The sequence below is a fragment of the Streptomyces roseofulvus genome, from assembly GCF_039534915.1.
Classification (GTDB): Bacteria; Actinomycetota; Actinomycetes; order Streptomycetales; family Streptomycetaceae; genus Streptomyces; species Streptomyces roseofulvus.
In genome coordinates, this window is the sequence record NZ_BAAAWE010000001.1 from 3,278,942 (window position 1) to 3,297,820 (window position 18,879).

Here is an 18,879-nt window from a genome sequence, read left to right on the forward strand (position 1 = left end):
TCTACACCGATCGGCCCACGATCCGCAGGCCGCATGGGCGAGGCCCCCGGGGCGGCGCGGTGCGCTCCGGGGGCCTCGTCAGGGTGTTCGGGGGGTGCTGCGGGGTCAGTGACCGCTGCCGCCGGGGGTGGCGGCCGGGTCGGCGCCGGCCGCGGCGGCGGTCTCGCTGTAGACGTCCGGCTCCAGGTAGATCACGCGGGCGATCGGGACGGCGGCGCGGATCCGCTCCTCGGCGGCGTCGATGGCGCGCGCCACGTCGGCGGCCGTGTCGTCGTGGGCGACCGCGACCTTGGCGGCGACGAGCAGCTCCTCCGGGCCGAGGTGCAGGGTGCGCATGTGGATGAGGCGGGTGACGGTGTCGCCGTCGACGATCGCGTCCTCGATCTTCTTCACGTCGTCGAGGCCGGCGGCCTCGCCGAGGAGGAGCGACTTGGTCTCGGCGGCGAGGACGAGCGCGATGAGGATGAGCAGGACGCCGATGCAGAGGGTGCCGATGCCGTCCCAGACGCCGTTGCCGGTGAGGAGGGCGAGGCCGACGCCGCCGAGGGCCAGGATGAGGCCGACGAGGGCGCCGAGGTCCTCCAGGAGGACGACGGGCAGCTCGGGGGCCTTGGCGCGGCGGACGAACTCCTTCCAGGAGAGGTCGCCGCGGAGCGGGTTGGACTCCTTGATGGCGGTGCGGAAGGAGAAGGTCTCGGCGATGATCGCGAAGACCAGGACGCCGACCGGCCAGTACCAGGCCTCGATCTCGTGGGGGTGCTTGATCTTCTCGTAGCCCTCGTAGATGGCGAACATGCCACCGACGGAGAAGAGCACGATGGAGACGAGGAAGGCGTAGATGTACCGCTCGCGGCCGTAGCCGAAGGGGTGCTGCGGGGTGGCCTCGCGCTGGGCCTTCTTGCCGCCGAGCAGCAGCAGGCCCTGGTTGCCGGAGTCGGCGAGGGAGTGGACGCTCTCGGCGAGCATCGAGGACGAGCCACTGAAGAGGAACGCCACGAACTTGGCTGCGGCGATCGCGAGGTTGGCGGCGAGGGCCGCCACGATCGCCTTGGTTCCGCCTGACGCGCTCATGGGTCTGTCTGTTCCCTTCGTCGATGCTCCGGCCCGGTGACGGGTTCGCTGACCGTGGCCGTGGTACGGCCGGTCATTGTTGCATCAGGCCACGACGGTGGCGCGGAACACGGTGCCCGCTCCGGAGAGTTCGACGGGCTCGCCGGCCGGCACGAAGACCGATTCGCCCGGGGAGAGGGTGATTTCACCGGTTTTCGGGTGTCCGGCGGTGGCGAGCAGGATCTGCGGCGTGCCGGCGGTGAGGTCGGTGGGGGCGGCGCCTTCGGGGCGGACGAACCGGGAGAGCCGGAACTCGTCGATGGGGGTCTCGTAGACCTCCTCGCCGGACGGGGACGCCTCGGGGCGCAGGACGCCGGGGTCGCCGGGCTCGAAGCGGACGATCCGGAGGAGTTCGGGGACGTCGACGTGCTTGGGGGTGAGGCCGCAGCGCAGGACGTTGTCGCTGTTGGCCATGATCTCGACGCCGAGGCCGGAGACGTACGCGTGCGGGACGCCGGCGCCCAGGTAGAGGGCCTCGCCCGGCTGGAGGCGGACGTGGTGGAGGAGCATCGCGGCGATGACGCCGGGGTCGCCCGGGAAGTGGTGGGCGAGGACGGCGTACGGGGCGAAGGCGCCGCCGAGCCGGTCGGCGGCCGCGGCGGCCTCGGTGACGGTGTGCGCCATCTCGTCCGGGTCGGCGGTGAGCAGGGCCGTGAGGACCTCGCGGAGCGCGGCCTCCTCGGGATGGGCGAGGAGGAGGTCCGCGTACGGCTTGAGGGAGTCGACGCCCAGGGCCGCGAGGGTGTCGGCGGCCTCGGCGGGGGGCCGGAAGCCGCAGAACCCCTCGAAGGGGGTGAGGGCGCAGATCATCTCGGGCTTGTGGTTGGCGTCCTTGTACGTGCGGTGGGGCGCGTCCAGCGGGATGCCGGCGGCCTCCTCGGCGGCGTACCCGGCGCGGGCCTGCTCCAGGTCGGGGTGGACCTGGAGGGAGAGCGGGGCGCCGGCGGCGAGCAGCTTGAGGAGGAAGGGCAGGCGGGGGCCGAACCGGTCGGCGGCGGCCGCGCCCAGTTCGCGTACCGGGTCGGCCTCGATGACGTCGTTCAGCGGCCCGCGGGCGGTGAGCGAGGGGGCCCCGGGGTGGGCGCCCATCCACATCTCGGCCTGCGGCTCGCCCGTGGGGGCGGTGCCGAGCAGCTCCGGGATGGCCGTCGTGGATCCCCAGGCGTAGGGGCGGACGGTGTTGACGAGGCGTTCCATGGTGGCTTCCAGTTCCTCGGGGCGGTGACGGTGTCAGACGACAGATGACAGGGGGTGGGTGACACGCGGGTGACGGGTGGGTGGCCGCCAGGCCGTCCGCCGGTGTCGCCCCGCGGTGTCAGGTCGTGTGGCCCGAGGTCGCCAGGGCGAGGTAGACGGCGGCGAAGTCGGTGACGGCGAGGAGTTCCGCGAGGGTCTCCAGGGCGTCGCCCTCCTCGGGTTCGAGTTCGCTGATCGCGGTTTCGTGGCCGAGGGCGAGTTCGCGGGCGGCGGGGGCGGCGCTGAGGCCGCCGGCCGGTCGGTCGCGGAGCAGGACGACGCGGGCGCGCAGGGCCTGCGGTTCCTCGACGCGGTCGCGGAAGAAGTCGTCGGGGTCGGCCGCGGCGGCGTAGGCGCCGGCCAGGAGGACGCCGTGGGCGGGGAGCGCCTCGGGGAGTTCGGCGGCGAGGGCGGGGAGGCCGGCGAGTTCGGCGAGGACGGCGGCGAAGCGGCGTCCCGCCGGGCCGGCGGCGTCGCCCTCGGTCCAGATGAGGGGCAGCGACTCGGTGAGTTCGGCGGCGAGCGTCTTGGCCGGGTTGGAGTACGTGGCGATGGCCGGGCCGCAGCGCTCTGCGGTGCGGTCGAGCCGGTCGGCGACCCGTTCGAGCGCCTCGGGCGGGGCTTCGAGGAGGCCGACGCGGTCGAGGAGGGCGAGCAGCGGGGTGAAGAGGGCCCACAGGGCGCCGGGGCTGGCGGCGAGGTTCTCGCCGTACTCGTCGGGCTCCTCGTGGGGGGCCATCGCCAGGGGGACGAAGAGGCCGCGGGAGCCGCTGACCGCCTCGGAGAGCGGGGAGCCCTTGGGGGCGACGGCGACGACGGTGATGCCGCGGCGGTACGCCTGCTCGGCGAGGAGCGCGAGGCCGGGTTCGGAGCCGTCGGTCGTGGGCAGCAGGAGCAGGTCCACGGAGCCGGCCCAGCCGGGCAGGGCCCAGCGGAGGGCGCCGGCGGCGGGGGCGACGCCGGTGGGCGCGAGCCGTACGACGGGGGCGGAGGCGCCGGCGAGGGCGCCGATCAGGTCGGCGACGCCGGCGGCGGCGGTGCCGGGTCCGGCGACGAGGACGGCGCGGGGGCGGCCCTCGGGGCGGAGGTCGGCGATGCCGGCCTCGGCGGCGTGGCGGGTGGCGGTCCTGACGCGGGCGCCGGCCTCGGCGGCGCCGCGGAGGAGGCCGCGGCGGTCGGCCAGGGCGAGGGCGTCCGGTGCGTCGAGCAGGGTCTCGTCCAGCATGGGCGGGGCCTCCGGGTGCGGGGCGGGGCGCCGTGGTGCGGGCGCGGCGGGGGCGCGGGGCGGGTGCCGGGCCGTGCGGGTGCGGGGCCGTGTGGGCGCGGGTCCGGTGCGGGCGCGGGTCCGGTGCGGGCGCTCGGGGTGGGCGTTACGGGGGCGGGCGCCGCCCTGGGGGGTTTGTGCCCACCCGTTCCGCCCTTGCGGAACGCCTGCCCACAAACCGGCCCGGCGGAGCGCCTGCCCGCGAACCGGCCCGGCGGAGCGCCTGCCCGCGAACCGGTCCGGCGGAACGCCGGCCCGTGAACCGGTTATGCCGGGCGGCGGGCTTCGTCCACCAGGAGGACCGGGATGGCGTCGCGGACCGGGTAGGCCAGGCCGCAGTCGGCGGAGGTGCAGACCAGCTCGGGGGTCTCGTCCGCCGTGCGGTCGTTCAGCGGAGCGTGGCAGGCCGGGCAGGCCAGGATCTCCAGGAGGCCGGCTTCGAGCGGCATGAGGTGTCCCTTCGTACCAAGTGAATGGTGCTGGTCAGCCTACCGCCGGGGGCGGGGAGTCGCGGCTCGGCGAGCGGCGGCTCCCCTCCCCCGGCGGGCTGTCAGGCGCGGACGAGGGCGAGGACCTCGTCGCGGATCTTGGCCATGGTGGCCTCGTCGCGGGCCTCGACGTTGAGGCGGAGCAGCGGCTCGGTGTTGGACGGGCGGAGGTTGAACCACCAGTCGGCGGCGGAGACGGTGAGGCCGTCGAGCTCGTCGAGGGTGATGCCGTCCCGGTCCGCGTACACGGCCCGGATCTCGGCCGTCTTGGCGGCCTGGTCGGCGACGGTGGAGTTGATCTCGCCGGAGCCCGTGTAGCGGTCGTAGGCGGAGACCAGGTCGGACAGGGTGCCCTCCTGGCCGCCGAGGGCGGCGAGGACGTGGAGGGCGGCGAGCATGCCGGTGTCGGCGTTCCAGAAGTCCTTGAAGTAGTAGTGCGCCGAGTGCTCGCCGCCGAAGATCGCGCCGGACTTCGCCATCTCCTCCTTGATGAAGGAGTGGCCGACGCGGGTGCGGACGGGGGTGCCGCCGTTCTCGCGGACGACCTCGGGGACGGACCAGGAGGTGATCAGGTTGTGGATGATCGTTCCGCCGGGGGTCTTGGCGAGTTCGCGGGCCGCGACGAGGGCGGTGATCGCGGACGGGGAGACCGGCTCGCCGCGCTCGTCGACGACGAAGCAGCGGTCGGCGTCGCCGTCGAAGGCGAGGCCGAGGTCGGCGCCCTCGGCGACCACGCGGGCCTGCAGGTCGACGATGTTCTTCGGGTCGAGCGGGTTGGCCTCGTGGTTCGGGAAGGTGCCGTCGAGCTCGAAGTACATCGGGACGGTGTCGAGCGGGAGGCCGTCGAAGACGGTGGGGACGGTGTGGCCGCCCATGCCGTTGCCGGCGTCGACGACGACCTTGAGCGGGCGGATCGCGGTGAGGTCGACCAGCGCCTTCAGGTGGGCGGCGTAGTCGGCGAGGGTGTCCCGCTCGGTGACGGTGCCGGGGGTGGCGGCGGCCTCGGGGGCGCCCTCCTCCAGCCAGCGCTCGGCGAGCGCGCGGATGTCGGCGAGGCCGGTGTCCTGGCCGACCGGGGCGGCGCCGGCGCGGCACATCTTGATGCCGTTGTACTGGGCCGGGTTGTGCGAGGCGGTGAACATCGCGCCGGGCAGGCCCAGGCTGCCGGAGGCGAAGTACAGCTGGTCGGTGGAGCAGAGCCCGATGAGGGTGACGTCGGCGCCGAGGCGGGCCGCGCCGCGCGCGAAGGCGTCGGCGAGGCCGGGCGAGGAGGGGCGCATGTCGTGGCCGACGACGATGGCGTCGGCATCCGTCACGCGGACGAAGGCGGCGCCGAAGAGTGCGGCGAGCTCCTCGTCCCACTGGTCCGGGACCACCCCGCGGACGTCGTACGCCTTCACGATCTGCGACAGATCGGCAGTCACGGATCCACCCTCCTGAGTTCTCGGCACGCGTGTGCGGCGCGTGTGCGGAACGTCCAAACTACCCGGGACGGGGGGTGGGGCACTCGGGCGGTGGCCGGTTGTGGACGCCGGGCGGTGGGCCCGGGGCTCAGTTGTCGGGGGAACGGAGCACCCGGAGGTGGCCTCGGCGCCCGACCTCCATGGGGTCGCCGCCGCGCCCGCCGGGCTTGCCGGCCTCGGCGGCGCGCTCCTGGGGACGGGCCGCTTCCCGGACCGCGTTGGCCAGGGCTTCGAGGTCGTCGCCGCTGGGGCGGGTGGGGGTGGTGGCGTCGTGGAGCCGCACGACCTCCCAGCCGCGCGGGGCGGTGAGGCGCTCGCTGTGCTCGGCGCACAGGTCGTAGCAGTGGGGCTCGGCGTAGGTGGCGAGCGGGCCGAGGACCGCGGTCGAGTCGGCATAGACGTACGTCAGTGTCGCGACGGCAGGGCGGCCGCACGCGGTGCGCGAACAGCGACGTACAGGGCTCACGACGTTGGACGGTACCGCACTCTTGAGCGGGCCGCGACGACTCTGCCCCAGGTCACTCCACCGTGTCGCGGTGTGACGTCCGCCACCCCCTTTCGAGTGGCGGCCGTTCTGACCTGCGATGGAGGGGGCGCACGGGGGGTTGCGTGGGGGGCGATCCGGACAGGGAGGGGGAGGAATCCGGTCAGGGGCCGCCGGACGGCCGATCGCGAGCGGGTGCCGAAACGTTCCCTGGAGCGGCCGGAACGTTCAGATTTGGACAGCCGGAGGGGGCGGGGAGGGGGTGGGGCGCGCCGATCGGCGCACCCACGCCACGGTGCGGAGTGACCCAGGAGAGTTACGCTGCGTCAGTGATGGACACTCCTGTGCCGCCCGGGCCGCCGCACTCCCCGCAGAGCTCCGGGGAACCGCCGGCCGAGCCGCGGGTCCGCCGCCGCGACCGGCACGGCCGCGGGATGCGGGGGCCGGTCGCGCCGCCGCAGGTCCCGCTCTCGATGAGCCGCGCGGACACCTTCCGCGATCTGGTGCTGGACTCGGTGGAGCGCCTGGAGCGGCGGTGGCCGCAGCTCCAGGACGTCGAGTTCATGATCATGGAGGTCCCGCCGCCGGTGTCCGGGGACACGACGGTGCCGTTGGGCGGTTCCGTCCCGGCGGCGAAGCGGGAGCCGGCGCGGGTGGTCGTCTACCGCCGGCCGGTCGAGATCCGGTCCAAGACCCGCGACGAGCGGGCGCTGCTGGTCCACGAGGTCGTGGTCGAGCAGGTCGCCGAGCTGCTCGGCCTCTCCCCCGAGTCGGTCGATCCCCGGTACGGGCAGGACTGAGCCCGCACCGGGGGTGCCCGTCAGTCGTCGAGGACCGTGAGGTCCTGGCGGGCGGTCGGGACCTGGACCGTGCCGCGGTCGTCGACCAGGGTCTGGACGGTGAACATCGGGATGCCGTCCTCGGTGACGGTGAGCGTGCGCGCCGCGTACACGGGGCCGCCGCCGGCGACCGGTTCGACGGTGACGGCGTAGGAGCCCTTGACGCCCTTGGGGGCGAGGTCGGTGAGGACCGTCGTGGTGCCCGCCTTGAGGGAGACCGTCCGGGTGGCGGGGCTGCCGCCCTCGGTGCCGGCCGAGGCGGTGACCTTCACCTGGGCGGCGGCCTCGGGGGCGGTGAGCGCGAGGGCGGTGCCCTTGGCGCGGTTGTCGGCGACGGTGGCGCGGGCGGTGACGGGGGCGGCGCCGGAGATGAACGCCATCTCCTGGTCGGAGCCCTTGCCGCGGACCACCCGGAGCGCGGCCACGACCGGGATCTGCTTCTTCGGGTCGGTCGGGGTGAGCATCAGGGCGGCGGCGGAGCCGCGGGTGAGGTCGGGCAGCTCCACGGAGGCGGTCATGCCGGCCTTGACGTGTACGGACTCGGCGGCGGCGGGGACGATCGTGCCGTTCGCGGTGACCAGCTGGATCTTCAGGTCGGCGTCGGACTCGCCCGGGGCGAAGGCGACGAGCCGGACGCCGGTGGCGTCGGCCGGGATGCCGGGGAGCACGACGCGGGCCGCCGGGTCGGCGGAGGCGGCGAGCCAGTCGCTGCCCACGCCGTCGGCGGCGGAGCCGAGGGCGGCGCCGACCCGGCCGCTGCGGGTGGTGACGTGGGCCGTCAGGTTCTCCATGGCGCCTTCGGTGAGGAGGGGGCCGAGGAGGACGGGGACGGTGGCGTGCGGCGGGACCTGCACGCCCTCGGGGATGGTGGTCTTCAGCTCGCCCTCGGGGCCGTACAGCTCGATGTCGGCGACGGCGAGGGTGTCGTCCGGGTTGGTGAGGTGGATGTAGTCGGCGCGGCCCTTGGCGGTGGAGGCGGCCGGGAACCAGAAGTCGGTGTCCGGGGCGGCGCAGTTCAGGCCGAGGAGGCCGCGGGCGGCGCCGGCCGTGACGAGCGTCGTCTGCTGGACGGTCCAGCCGGGGGCGAGGGTGCCGGTGGCGGTGCCGGTGAGGCCGTGGGTGACGGCGCCGTCCGCGTCGGCGGAGACCGGCTTGCCGGGGGTGGTGACGGAGGCGGGGGCCTTCGGCGCCTTGCCCTTCTTGCCGGCCGCGTTCGGGTTCTTGGCGACGCCGAGGACGGCGGTGGGCTTCGGTGCCGTGCCGGCGCCGGCGGCCGGGGCCGCGGTGCCGGGCGGGGTGTACGAGGTGATGAGCGTCTCGGCGATCTCCGAGCCGCTGGGGGCGGGGCAGAGCAGGCTGGTGCGCTCGACGGGGAGGCGGGCCGCCTGGGGTGCGGCGGCGGTCGCGGCGGCGGGCTCGCCGGGGGCGGTCAGCGCGGCGAAGCCGGTGACGCCGGCGAGGGCGGTGGCGACCGCGATCAGGGAGACGGTGGTGCGGTTCACTGGTTGCTGCTCCCGTCGGGACGCTGCTCGGTCTCGTGGCCCTGGGGGTACCCGTAGTCGTAGCCGGGGGCGTACCCCTCGTGGGGGGCGTACGCCTGGGGGTCGTAGCCCTGGGGCACCTGCTGGGGGTCGTACGCCTGGGTCTGGTCGTAACCCTCGTAGCCCTGGCCCTGGTCGTAGCCCTGGCTCTGGCCCTGGTCGTAGCCCTGGCCCTGGTCGTAGCCCTGGGTGGCCGGGTAGCCGCCCTGCGGGTCGTAGCCCTGGTCCTGGTCGTAGCCCTGCCGGGGGTACGCGTACGCCTGCTGCTGGTACGGGTCGGCGGCGTACTCCTGGGCGTAGCCCTGCTGGTCGTACGCGGCGTACTGCTGCTGGGCGTAGGCCGGGTCCTGGGCGGCGCCGTCCCACTCGTCCGGTGCGGCGGTCTGCTGGCCGGGGATGGCGGCGGGCTCGGCGGGGTGGCCGGCGTCGGGGGCGTCGTGCCATGCCTCGGGCGCCTCGGCGGCAGCGGCGGCGGTCTCGGCCTCGGCGGCGGCGCGCAGGCGGCGGGCGCGGCGGCCGTCGCCGTCGGTGGCCTGGGCCGGGATGGCCGTCTCCTCCTCGGGCAGGTCGTCGTCGATCTCGCGGCGGCGGCCGGGCAGGGCCATGACGACGAGGACGACGGCGAGGCCGAGCTGGGTCCAGATCCAGACGGTGTGCGCGAACGGCTCGTCGTAGGTGAGGGCGAGGCGGCCGCCGTTCGCGGGGAGCTGGAAGCCCTGCGCCCAGCCGTCGACGGTGGTCGGGGTGAGCGCCGTGCCGTCGAGGGTGGCGGTCCAGCCCTCGTCGGCGCGGTCGGCGACGCGCAGGATCCGGCCGGCGGGGCCCGCGGGGATGTCGGCGTGGGCCTCGACGGGGCCGGCCGGGACCAGGACGGCCTTGGCGGCCTCGGTGTCGGTCGCGGCGCCGGTCTTGGCGGCGGGCGGGACGATCATCACGCGGGCGATCTCGCGGTCGACGCGCCAGAGCGCGGCGCCGTCGAGCTGGCTGAGCCGGGAGAGGCCGGGGGTGGTGTCGAGGACGCGGCTCATCTGGCGCGGCGAGCCGTCCTTCACGAGCACGTACCGGATGGCGAAGGCGCTCAGTTCCTGCGTCTGGTCGGCGCCGGAGCCGGCGACGAGCTTGGCGACGACGGAGTCGAGGCGGGGGTCGGGCTCGGCGGTCGCGGTCAGTTCGGCGTCGCCGAGGCGGGCGCCGGAGCCGCGGACCAGGGTGTAGTCGACCGCGCCGGGCGAGCTGCCGGAGAGCACCAGGGTGCGCGGCTGGTCCTCCTGGCCGCTCTCCTCGGCGACGAAGGCGGGGACCTGGACGGGGTCGCGGCGGGTCAGCGGGCCGTCGGCGCCGCCGATCATCCAGCCGGCGGCGGCGACGGCGGGGCCGAGGGCGCAGGCGAGGGCGATCAGCGCGGCGACGGGCTGGCGCCAGCCGAAGCCGTGGGCGGCGACGCGGGTGCGGCCGCCCTCGGCGCCGAGCATGCCGGCGGCGATGAGGGCGGCGCCGTAGACGAGGGTGGCGGGGCCGGCCCAGCCGGTGCCGTCGGCGCCGTTGGCCAGGGCGGCGAAGAGCAGGCCGGTGAGGGCGGCGGCCCAGGCGGTCAGGACGGCGAACCGGCGCTCCTCGCGGAGGAGGGCGGCGAGCGCGGCGAGGACCAGGCCGAGGAGGAGGACGCCGCCGGTGGTGCCGGGGCCGCCGGGGCTGCTCGCGAGCAGGTCGAGGGCGGTGGCGGTGCCGGTGCGCAGGTCGAGGCCGGCCTCGTGGAGGAAGCCGGAGGGGCTGGTCAGCAGGGAGAGCGACCAGGGGGCCAGGGCGAGCACGGGGACGCCGACGGCGGCGAGGAAGCGGAGCCCGTACGCGGTGATGTCGTCGCGGCGGACGGCGAGGACGCCGAGGCCGAGGAGGACCGCGAGCGGCCACACGATCGGGGTGAACGCGGTGGTGACGGTGAGCAGCAGCGCGTACGCCCAGGTGGCGCGCCAGCTGCCGCGGTCGGGGCGGTTGAAGCCGTGCGCGGCGACGGCCGCGCGGGCGGTCAGCGGCAGCAGGATCGCGAGGATCGCGGTGCCGAGCCTGCCGGTGGCGAGGGCGCCGGTGGCGGCGGGCAGGAAGGCGTACGCGATGGCGCCCCAGGCGAGCAGGAGGCGGGAGCCGACGAGGCCGCGGCCGGCGAAGTAGGCGGTGAAGCCGGCGAGCGGCACCGAGCAGACGAGCAGCACGGTGAGCGCGGTCGAGGTGGAGCCGAGGAAGAGGGCGGAGAGCGCGGCGAGGATGCCGAGGTAGGGCGGGGCGCTCTGGGTGCCGCCGGTGCCGAGGGTGTGCCAGGCGTCCGCGTACCGGTTCCACAGCTCGGAGACCGTGTCGGGGGCGGGCAGCAGGACCCCGCCGGCGAGGGAGCCGCCGGCGAAGAGGTTGCGGCAGGCGACGAGGGAGACGACGAGGAGGAGGGCGAAGAGGACCGGGCCGGGCTTGCGGGCGATCTTCTTCAGCCGGGCGAACTGCTCGATCTCCAGGAAGTCGGCGTCGTCGCCGCCGGGGCCGGACTCGACGGCGCCGTGGCGGGAGCCGGAGTCGGACTCGTCCGCGCCGAAGTGGGAGACGAGCTGTTCGGCGGCGGCGCGGACGGTGGCGCCGGGCGGCGGGAAGAGGGGGCGGAAGTCGCCGAGCGGCACGGCCGGGTTCTTGCGCCGTTTGCGCGCGGCGAGGATCCGCTCGGGGCGCAGCACGGTGGTGAGGAGGCCGGTGATCTCGTCCACGGCCTGGCCGGGGGCCTTGCCGACGAGAAGGCCGAGGGTGCGCAGCAGGGTGCCGACGACGAGCCGGAGGAAGACGTACGGGAGGGCGCGGCCGGGGCTGTTGGCGAGCAGCGTGTAGACGGCGGCGGCCTTGTCGACGCGGTGCGGGCTGGCGGCGGTGCGGCCGGCGCAGTCGACGGTGCGGCGCTCGCGGGCGGACGCCTCGGCGTGCCGGAGGACGGCGTCGGGGGCGACGAGGACGCGGTGGCCGGCGGAGTGGGCGCGCCAGCAGAGGTCGACGTCGTCGCGCATCAGGGGCAGCCGGCGGTCGAAGCCGCCGAGCTCCTCGAAGACGTCGCGGCGGACGAGCATGCCGGCGGTGGAGACGGAGAGGACCGAGCGGATCTGGTCGTGCTGGCCCTGGTCCTGTTCGCGGCGGTCGAGGCCGGTCCAGCGGCGGCCGCTGCGGGCGATGGTGACGCCGGCTTCGAGGAGCTGCTTCCGGTCGTACCAGCCGCGCAGCTTGGGGCCGATGACGGCGGCGTCGGCGTCCGCGTCGGCGACGCGGAGGAGTTCGGCGAGGGCGCCGGGCTCGGGGGCGCAGTCGTCGTGCAGCAGCCAGAGCCACTGGACCGGCTCGCCGTGCGGCAGTTCGGGGAGGTCGTACGCGTCGTCGTTCCAGGTGCGGCTGACCGGGTCCCAGCCGCTGGGGCGCTTCAGATAGGGCAGGTCCTCGGGACCGAGCACGGGCGCGGTGCGGACGGCCTCGTCGACGGCGGCGCCGAAGCCGGTGCGGCGTGCGAGGTGCAGGACGCGGTCGGCTCCGACGGCGTCGGCGACGAGCTGCGCGGAGTCGTCGGCGCTGCCGGTGTCGGCGGCGATCACGCTCTGCACCGGGCGCTCCTGGGCGAGCAGCCCGGAGAGCGCGTCGGGCAGCCAGCGGGCTCCGTCGTGGGTGACGAGCACGGCGGTGACGACGTGCCTGGGGAACTCAGGAGTTGAGGACATCGAGCTGCGGGCCCTCCGGCCGGGGTCGCCCCTTGGCGGGGCGTGGGAGCGGCTTGGACGGAGGCCCACACTAGTGGCTGCGGGTGAGAGGGCCGGTCGGTGCGGGCGGCTCGGGGGCGCGGGACCGGGCCGGTGCGGGGCGCCGGGGGTCGGCGTTGCGGAGGGCGGGCGCCGCCCGGCGGGGTTTGTGCCCACCCTTCCCCAGACTCCGTCCGGGGGGACCCCCAGCCCTTGCGGAACGCCTGCCCCCACACGGGTCGGCCGCGGCCCGCGACGCGGAACGGTCCGCCTCCGTGCCGGGCACAGGTGCGGACCGTGAAGTGGTTACAGGTACGGGTCAGACGGCGGCCTTCTTGAGGCGGCGGCGTTCGCGTTCGGAGAGGCCGCCCCAGATGCCGAAGCGCTCGTCGTTCTGGAGGGCGTACTCCAGGCATTCGGAGCGGACCTCGCAGGCGAGGCAGACCTTCTTGGCCTCTCGGGTCGAGCCGCCCTTCTCGGGGAAGAAGGACTCGGGGTCGGTCTGGGCGCACAGTGCGCGCTCCTGCCAGCCGATCTCCTCGTCCGCGTCCTCGACCAGCAGTTCCTGGAACAACTCGGTCATCTGCGCCCCTCGTCCGTCTGTGCGTCCCGTGGTGTGGCCGTGATCGAAACGGCCGAACGACACGAGTGAAATTACAAGTTCGTGCTCTGTGCGAGTCAAGCCGAGATCTGCTATTGGGCCCCGTATTCACTCTGCGGAACCAAGCGTATGCGAAAAGTGTTCAAATCACCAAAAAACGTGACACATGCCGCTGGCCGATCCCGCCGTGTCGTACCTCCACCCAGAAGGACGTACGAGGCTTGGATCTTGTTGCGATCCAGCCATGGAAGCGATCCGGATCACAGTCCGGTCACGGACGCGATCCGTCGCCGCCATGTCCACGGCCACGACTGCTGCGCCATGTTGCCTGGTCCGGGCATGAACAAACCTTTCTCCGGGCACTGCAACCGGATGAGGTGAAACATTACCCCCAAATCGGGCATTGAGTTGACAGTCGGGTACCCCTCCAGCCACTTTGGTGGCATGCCAGCGACCGCAGCGCCCTCCGCGACCCACGCCCGTGGGTTCCGCCGCGCTGTCCAGGCGCGCTGTTGCTGTTGCTGTTCCAGCTGTTGATGCCGTAGGGCTCCAGCTTTCTCTGGCTTCGCCTCCCGCTTCACCCTCTGTGCCTTCTCCGCCCCCAGCGTCACCCCTTCGTTTCTGCTGAGGAACCACCCCGCCCATGAACATGGACAGCGACCTTCAGATCGCCGGCGACCTCATGGAGGTCCCGCACCTGCTCCAGCCCGAGCGCGAGCACCCCGTCACCGTGGCCGAGTTCGCCGGCCTCGCCCGCGAGATCGCCGCCGACCCCGACCGCTGGGCCCCGCACATCGAGTACGACGCCACCAGCCGCTGGTACCACCGCCTGCGCACCGGGCCCGGCTACGAGGTGTGGCTGCTCTCCTGGGTGCCCGGCCAGGGCAGCGGCCTCCACGACCACGGCCGCTCCTCCGGCGTCCTCACCGTCCTCCAGGGCGAGTTGACGGAGCGTACGGACCGGGGGGTGCGGACCCTGCGCCCCGGCACCCAGCGGATCTTCGCGCCCGGATACGTCCACGAGGTCGTCAACGACTCCCTGGAGCCCGTCGTCAGCCTGCACGTCTACTTCCCCGGACTGACCGACATGCCCATGCACGAGTCCCTTCAGGGCCAGTGCGCCTCCCTGGCGTCAAGGGAGTCCCTGCCCGCCTGACAGACTGCTGTGCATGCGCATTGTGGTTCTGGCCGGTGGCATCGGTGGTGCCCGTTTCCTTCGCGGTCTCAAGCAGGCCGTCCCGGACGCGGAGATCACGGTCGTCGGCAACACCGGTGACGACATCCATCTCTTCGGGCTGAAGGTCTGCCCCGATCTGGACACGGTGATGTACACCCTCGGCGGTGGCATCCACGAGGAACAGGGCTGGGGTCGCGACGGCGAGACCTTCGCCGTCAAGGAGGAGCTCGCCGCGTACGGGGTCGGACCCGAGTGGTTCGGCCTCGGCGACCGGGACTTCGCCACCCACATCGTCCGGACGCAGATGCTCGGCGCCGGCTACCCGCTGAGCGCCGTCACCGAGGCGCTGTGCGCCCGCTGGCAGCCCGGCGTACGGCTTCTCCCGATGTCCGACGACCGGGTCGAGACGCACGTCGCCATCGAGGCCGACGGCGAGCAGCGGGCCGTGCACTTCCAGGAGTACTGGGTGAAGCTCCGCGCTTCCGTCGACGCCAAGGCCGTCGTGCCCGTCGGCGCGGAGGCCGCCAAGCCCGCGCCCGGCGTCCTGGAGGCCGTCGCCGAGGCGGACGTCATCCTCCTCCCGCCGTCCAACCCCGTCGTCAGCGTCGGCACCATCCTCGCCGTGCCCGGCATCCGCGAGGCGGTCGCCGCCGCCGCCGCGCCGGTCGTCGGCCTCTCCCCCATCGTCGGGGACGCCCCCGTGCGCGGCATGGCCGACAAGGTCCTGGCCGCGGTCGGCGTCGAGTCGACGGCGGCGGCCGTGGCCCGTCACTACGGCTCCGACCTCGTCGACGGCTGGCTGGTGGACACCGTGGACGCCGGCTCCGTCGCCGACGTCGAGGCCGCGGGCATCGCCTGCCGGGCCGTGCCGCTGATGATGACCGACGTGGACGCCACCGCCGAGATGGCGCGGGCCGCGCTCGCGCTGGCCGAGGAGGTACGCCGGTGACGGCGGCCGCCTCGTACCGGGTGTGGGGGCTCACCGGGCTGCCCGAGGTGGCGCCCGGCGACGATCTGGCCAAGCTGATCGCCTCCGTCTCCCCCGGTCTGGAGGACGGCGACGTCCTGCTGGTCACCTCCAAGATCGTGAGCAAGGCGGAGGGGCGGATCGTCGCCGCCGACGACCGCGAGGAGGCCATCGACGCCGAGACGGTACGGGTGGTGGCGCGGCGCGGCACCCTGCGGATCGTCGAGAACCGGCAGGGGCTCGTGATGGCCGCCGCCGGCGTCGACGCCTCCAACACCCCCGCCGGGACCGTGCTGTTGCTGCCCGAGGACCCGGACGCGTCGGCCCGCCGGATCCGGACCGGGCTGCGCGAGGCGCTGGGTGTGGACGTCGGCGTCGTCGTCACCGACACCTTCGGGCGGCCCTGGCGCTCGGGGCTCACCGACGTGGCGATCGGCGCGGCCGGCGTGCGGGTCCTGGACGACCTGCGGGGCGTCCCCGACACCCACGGCAACGAGCTGAACGTCACCGTCGTCGCCACCGCCGACGAACTCGCCGCCGCCGGCGACCTGGTGAAGGGCAAGGCCACCGGCATGCCCGTAGCCGTCGTGCGCGGGCTGCCGCACCTGGTCGGCGGGGACGAGGAGCCGGGCGCGCGGGCGCTGGTGCGGTCCGCCGCCGACGACATGTTCCGGCTCGGCACCTCGGAGGCCGTGCGGGAGGCGGTGACGCAGCGCCGGACCGTACGGGAGTTCACCGACGACCCCGTCGACCCCGGGGCGGTACGGCGCGCGGTCGCCGCCGCCGTGACGGCGCCCGCCCCGCACCACACCACCCCGTGGCGGTTCGTCCTCCTGGAGTCCCCGGAGTCGCGGCTGCGGCTGCTCGACGCGATGCGGGACGCCTGGATCGCGGACCTGCGGCGGGACGGGAAGTCCGAGGAGTCCATCGCGAAGCGGGTCCGGCGCGGGGACGTGCTGCGCAACGCGCCCTACCTCGCCGTGCCCTGCCTCGTCATGGACGGCTCCCACCACTACGGCGACCCGCGCCGGGACGCCGCCGAACGCGAGATGTTCGTCGTCGCCGCCGGCGCCGGCGTGCAGAACTTCCTGGTCGCGCTGGCCGGGGAACGGCTCGGCTCGGCCTGGGTCTCCTCGACGATGTTCTGCCGGGACGTCGTACGGGAGGTGCTCGCGCTGCCCGACAGCTGGGACCCGCTGGGAGCGGTGGCCATCGGCCGCCCGGCGGCCCCGCCGAAGGACCGCCCGGGCCGGCTCGCCTCGGAGTTCATCGAGGTGCGCTGACGGGGCGGGGCTTACCCCTGTCGCGGCGCGGAGGGCCGAACTATCCTGCGGCTTCCGTGCAGTGAGACCTGGGGGGCCATGTCCACGTTCAAGCCGACGGGTTCGGACTTCAGGCGGTGCGTCGTCTGCGGGAACCCGGTCAGCCCGAAGAAGCTCGTCCTCGTCCGGGACGGCCGGCCGGCGCACCGTGCCTGCCGGCCGGTCACCGGGGTCCCGGTGCGGCTCGCCGCCGCCCGGGCCGCGGCGGCCGCGGCCGCCGCCCCGAAACCCGCCAAGCCGATGAGCCGGGCCGAAATGCTGCGCCGCATCGACGAGTTGAGACGGCGGGACGCCCGGAAGAAGGCCGCGCCGGCCAAGAAGGCCGCGGCCGACAAGAAGGCGGCCGGGCTCGCGAGGAAGCCGCCCGCTCCCGGGGCACGGAGCTCGCGGCCCCAGCCGTACTACGGGGTCGAGATGAAGTCCGTCGGAGGGACGTGGGTGCAGATGCACCCGGAGTCCGAGTGAGCCCTACAGGGCCCTGATGTCGTTCGGCGCGAAACGGGGGGCGCGGCGGGGCGGGGTGCGGCCGCTGAGGAGGATCAGGCGGGCGGCGCGGTGGCGCTGGCCCGCGTAGGGGGCCAGCAGCTCCAGCATCGCCGCGTCGTCGGCCGTGCGGTCGCCCGCCAGGGCCCAGCCGACGATGCCGGGCAGATGGAGGTCGCCGGTGGTGACCTCGTCGGGCGCGCCGTTGCTGCGCTGGATCGTCTCCGCGGAGGTCCAGGGGCCGATGCCGGGGATCAGCTCCAGCCGTCGGCGGGCCTCCGCCGGTTCCATGAGCGCCGCCTCCTCCAGGCGGGGCGCCACGCGCGCGGCGCGGACGATCGTGGCCGCGCGCTTGCCGTCGACGTTCGCCCGGTGCCACTCCCAGGACGGGATGCGTGCCCAGGTGCGGGCGTCCGGCATCACGTAGAGCCCCTCGGGGGCCGGGCCCGGGGCCGGTTCTCCGTACTGGCGGACCAGGGTGCGCCAGGAGCCGTACGCCTCCGTCGTGGTGACCTTCTGCTCCAGCACGGACGGGATCAGCGACTCCAGGACCAGGCCGGTGCGGGTGAGGCGGAGGCCGGGGCGGCGGCGGTGGGTCGCCAGGACGAGCTTGTGGCGGGGGACGAAGGCGGTGGGGTCGTCCTCCGCGCCGAGGAGGGCGGGGAGGTGGTCGTCCAGCCAGGCGGCGCCGGGGCCCCAGGTGTCGGCGGTGACCTCGCCCCCGTGCGCCCGGACCCGGACCGTGCCGGGGCCGTCCGGGGTGCGGCTGGCGCGCCAGATCTCGCCGGTGGGCGTGACGCGGAAGGTGGGGTCGTGGGGGCCTCTGCGGAGGGGGCCGAGGGTGAGGCCGAGGTCCGGTCGCTCCGACGGTACGTCGAGGTCGCCGCCGCGGGTGGTGGTGCGGGTGGGGGCGGGTTTCGGGGCGAAGCGGCCGGACATGGTTCGAGCCTAGCGGGGTGGTGCGGGCCCGGGTGGGGTCCCGGGGTGGACGTACGGGGGCCGGGCGGCGGGTCGGGCGGCGGGGACGGACCCCGCCGGCCGCCGACCGGCCTACTGGTCCGAGCTGAAGCGGACCGTGCCCGCGGGGAGGGTGGCGTCGCACCAGATGCGGATGCCGTCGCGGAGTTCGTTGTCGGGGCCCACGTGGGCCCCGTCGCCGATGACCGCGCCCGTCAGGACCGAGCGGGCGCCGATGCGGGCGCCCGCGCCTATGAGGGAGTCGGTGATGACCGCGCCGGGTTCGACCACCGCGCCGGCCAGGAGGGTGGAACCCGTCACACGGGCGCCCTCGCCGACCGTCGCGTCCGCGCCGACCACCGTGCCGCCGGTCAGCTTGGCGTCGGGGGCGACCCGGGCGGAGGGGAGGACCAGGCGGTCGCCGCAGCGGCCGGGGACCGCCGGGGAGGGCGCGCGGCCGAGGACCAGGTCGGCGGAGCCGCGGACGAACGCCTGCGGGGTGCCGAGGTCCAGCCAGTACGTGGAGTCGACCATGCCCTGGAGGTGGGCGCCGGAGGCGAGCAGCTCGGGGAAGGTCTCGCGCTCGACGGAGACCGGGCGGCCGGCGGGGATCGAGTCGATCACCGAGCGGCGGAAGACGTACGCGCCGGCGTTGATCTGGTCGGTGACGATCTCCTCGGGGGTCTGCGGCTTCTCCAGGAAGGCGGTGACCCTGCCCGTCTCGTCCGTGGGGACCAGGCCGAAGGCGCGGGGGTCCTCGACGCGGGTGAGGTGGAGGGAGACGTCCGCGCCCGAGTCGGCGTGGGTGGCCACCAGGGCGCGGATGTCGAGGCCGGTGAGGATGTCCCCGTTGAAGATCAGGACGGGTTCGTCGGGGCCGGAGTGCAGCCGGGAGGCGACGTTGCGTATCGCGCCGCCGGTGCCGAGCGGTTCCTCCTCCGTCACGTACTCCAGGCTCAGGCCGAGGTCGGAGCCGTCCCCGAAGTGCGGCTCGAAGACCTCGGCGAGGTAGGAGGTGGCGAGCACGATGTGCTCGACGCCGGCGGCCTTGGCCCGGGCCAGCTGGTGCGTCAGGAAGGGGACGCCCGCCGCCGGGACCATGGGCTTGGGCGTGTTGACCGTGAGCGGTCGCAGCCGTGTGCCCTTGCCACCGACCAGGAGGATCGCTTCTGTCACCTGTCGTCTCTGCTTCCTG

At 74.7% G+C, this 18,879-nt stretch carries 16 protein-coding genes; 5 read left to right on the forward strand and 11 right to left on the reverse strand.

Going from position 1 to position 18,879, the window contains the following annotated elements; translation table 11 throughout:
- Window positions 1-105 precede the first annotated feature (105 nt).
- From ABFY03_RS15035 to ABFY03_RS15060, 6 genes are all read right to left on the reverse strand, one after another.
- The gene (locus ABFY03_RS15035; RefSeq protein ID WP_319010996.1) at window positions 106-1,071 is read right to left on the reverse strand and encodes a cation diffusion facilitator family transporter; all 966 of its coding nucleotides are present in this window, start codon (window positions 1,069-1,071) and stop codon (window positions 106-108) included.
- A gap of 84 nt (window positions 1,072-1,155) precedes the next feature.
- Window positions 1,156-2,307, reverse strand: coding sequence for a mannose-6-phosphate isomerase, class I (gene manA / locus ABFY03_RS15040; protein ID WP_319010995.1), 1,152 nt, complete (start codon window positions 2,305-2,307; stop codon window positions 1,156-1,158).
- Between the two features lie 118 nt (window positions 2,308-2,425).
- Window positions 2,426-3,571, reverse strand: coding sequence for an SIS domain-containing protein (locus ABFY03_RS15045; RefSeq protein WP_346170107.1), 1,146 nt, complete (start codon window positions 3,569-3,571; stop codon window positions 2,426-2,428).
- 305 nt (window positions 3,572-3,876) lie between these two features.
- The gene (locus ABFY03_RS15050) at window positions 3,877-4,059 is read right to left on the reverse strand and encodes a Trm112 family protein (protein ID WP_319010993.1); all 183 of its coding nucleotides are present in this window, start codon (window positions 4,057-4,059) and stop codon (window positions 3,877-3,879) included.
- 101 nt (window positions 4,060-4,160) lie between these two features.
- On the reverse strand, window positions 4,161-5,522 hold the full coding sequence (locus ABFY03_RS15055) for a phosphomannomutase/phosphoglucomutase (RefSeq protein ID WP_319010992.1): 1,362 nt from the start codon (window positions 5,520-5,522) through the stop codon (window positions 4,161-4,163).
- 127 nt (window positions 5,523-5,649) lie between these two features.
- Complete coding sequence (locus ABFY03_RS15060) at window positions 5,650-6,078, reverse strand: DUF3499 domain-containing protein (RefSeq protein WP_078868455.1); 429 nt, start codon at window positions 6,076-6,078, stop codon at window positions 5,650-5,652.
- Window positions 6,079-6,377: 299 nt separating this feature from the next.
- Between ABFY03_RS15060 and ABFY03_RS15065 the strand changes: the two genes are divergently transcribed.
- Window positions 6,378-6,845, forward strand: a complete 468-nt coding sequence (locus ABFY03_RS15065; RefSeq protein WP_319010999.1) for a metallopeptidase family protein — start codon at window positions 6,378-6,380, stop codon at window positions 6,843-6,845.
- Between the two features lie 20 nt (window positions 6,846-6,865).
- On the opposite strand, the gene ABFY03_RS15070 is transcribed toward ABFY03_RS15065, so the two are convergent.
- From ABFY03_RS15070 to ABFY03_RS15080, 3 genes are all read right to left on the reverse strand, one after another.
- Window positions 6,866-8,386: a DUF5719 family protein gene (locus tag ABFY03_RS15070; RefSeq protein ID WP_319010991.1), complete on the reverse strand. Its 1,521-nt coding sequence runs from the start codon at window positions 8,384-8,386 to the stop codon at window positions 6,866-6,868.
- Entirely contained in the window at window positions 8,383-12,159 is a 3,777-nt protein-coding gene (locus ABFY03_RS15075) for a glycosyltransferase (RefSeq protein WP_346170108.1), read from the reverse strand. The genes ABFY03_RS15070 and ABFY03_RS15075 overlap by 4 nt, the downstream gene beginning before the upstream one ends.
- A gap of 337 nt (window positions 12,160-12,496) precedes the next feature.
- On the reverse strand, window positions 12,497-12,760 hold the full coding sequence (locus ABFY03_RS15080; protein ID WP_031014374.1) for a WhiB family transcriptional regulator: 264 nt from the start codon (window positions 12,758-12,760) through the stop codon (window positions 12,497-12,499).
- 661 nt (window positions 12,761-13,421) lie between these two features.
- Here ABFY03_RS15080 and ABFY03_RS15085 point away from each other — a divergent pair.
- The 4 genes from ABFY03_RS15085 to ABFY03_RS15100 all read left to right on the forward strand — a co-directional run bounded on the left by ABFY03_RS15085 (window position 13,422) and on the right by ABFY03_RS15100 (window position 16,709).
- Complete coding sequence (locus ABFY03_RS15085) at window positions 13,422-13,934, forward strand: cysteine dioxygenase (protein ID WP_346170109.1); 513 nt, start codon at window positions 13,422-13,424, stop codon at window positions 13,932-13,934.
- Window positions 13,935-13,947: 13 nt separating this feature from the next.
- Window positions 13,948-14,904, forward strand: a complete 957-nt coding sequence (cofD, locus tag ABFY03_RS15090; protein ID WP_346170110.1) for a 2-phospho-L-lactate transferase — start codon at window positions 13,948-13,950, stop codon at window positions 14,902-14,904.
- A complete protein-coding gene (locus ABFY03_RS15095) occupies window positions 14,901-16,205 on the forward strand; it encodes a coenzyme F420-0:L-glutamate ligase (protein ID WP_346170111.1) in 1,305 nt (434 codons plus the stop codon). Before cofD ends, ABFY03_RS15095 begins: the two co-directional genes overlap by 4 nt.
- A gap of 78 nt (window positions 16,206-16,283) precedes the next feature.
- Entirely contained in the window at window positions 16,284-16,709 is a 426-nt protein-coding gene (locus ABFY03_RS15100) for a hypothetical protein (protein WP_346170112.1), read from the forward strand.
- 3 nt (window positions 16,710-16,712) lie between these two features.
- Here the strand turns inward: ABFY03_RS15100 and ABFY03_RS15105 are convergent, their stop codons facing one another.
- Both ABFY03_RS15105 and manB read right to left on the reverse strand, forming a co-directional pair.
- Complete coding sequence (locus ABFY03_RS15105; RefSeq protein ID WP_319010985.1) at window positions 16,713-17,666, reverse strand: DNA-3-methyladenine glycosylase family protein; 954 nt, start codon at window positions 17,664-17,666, stop codon at window positions 16,713-16,715.
- 111 nt (window positions 17,667-17,777) lie between these two features.
- Window positions 17,778-18,860, reverse strand: coding sequence for a mannose-1-phosphate guanylyltransferase (gene manB, locus ABFY03_RS15110; RefSeq protein ID WP_319010984.1), 1,083 nt, complete (start codon window positions 18,858-18,860; stop codon window positions 17,778-17,780).
- Window positions 18,861-18,879 lie beyond the last annotated feature (19 nt).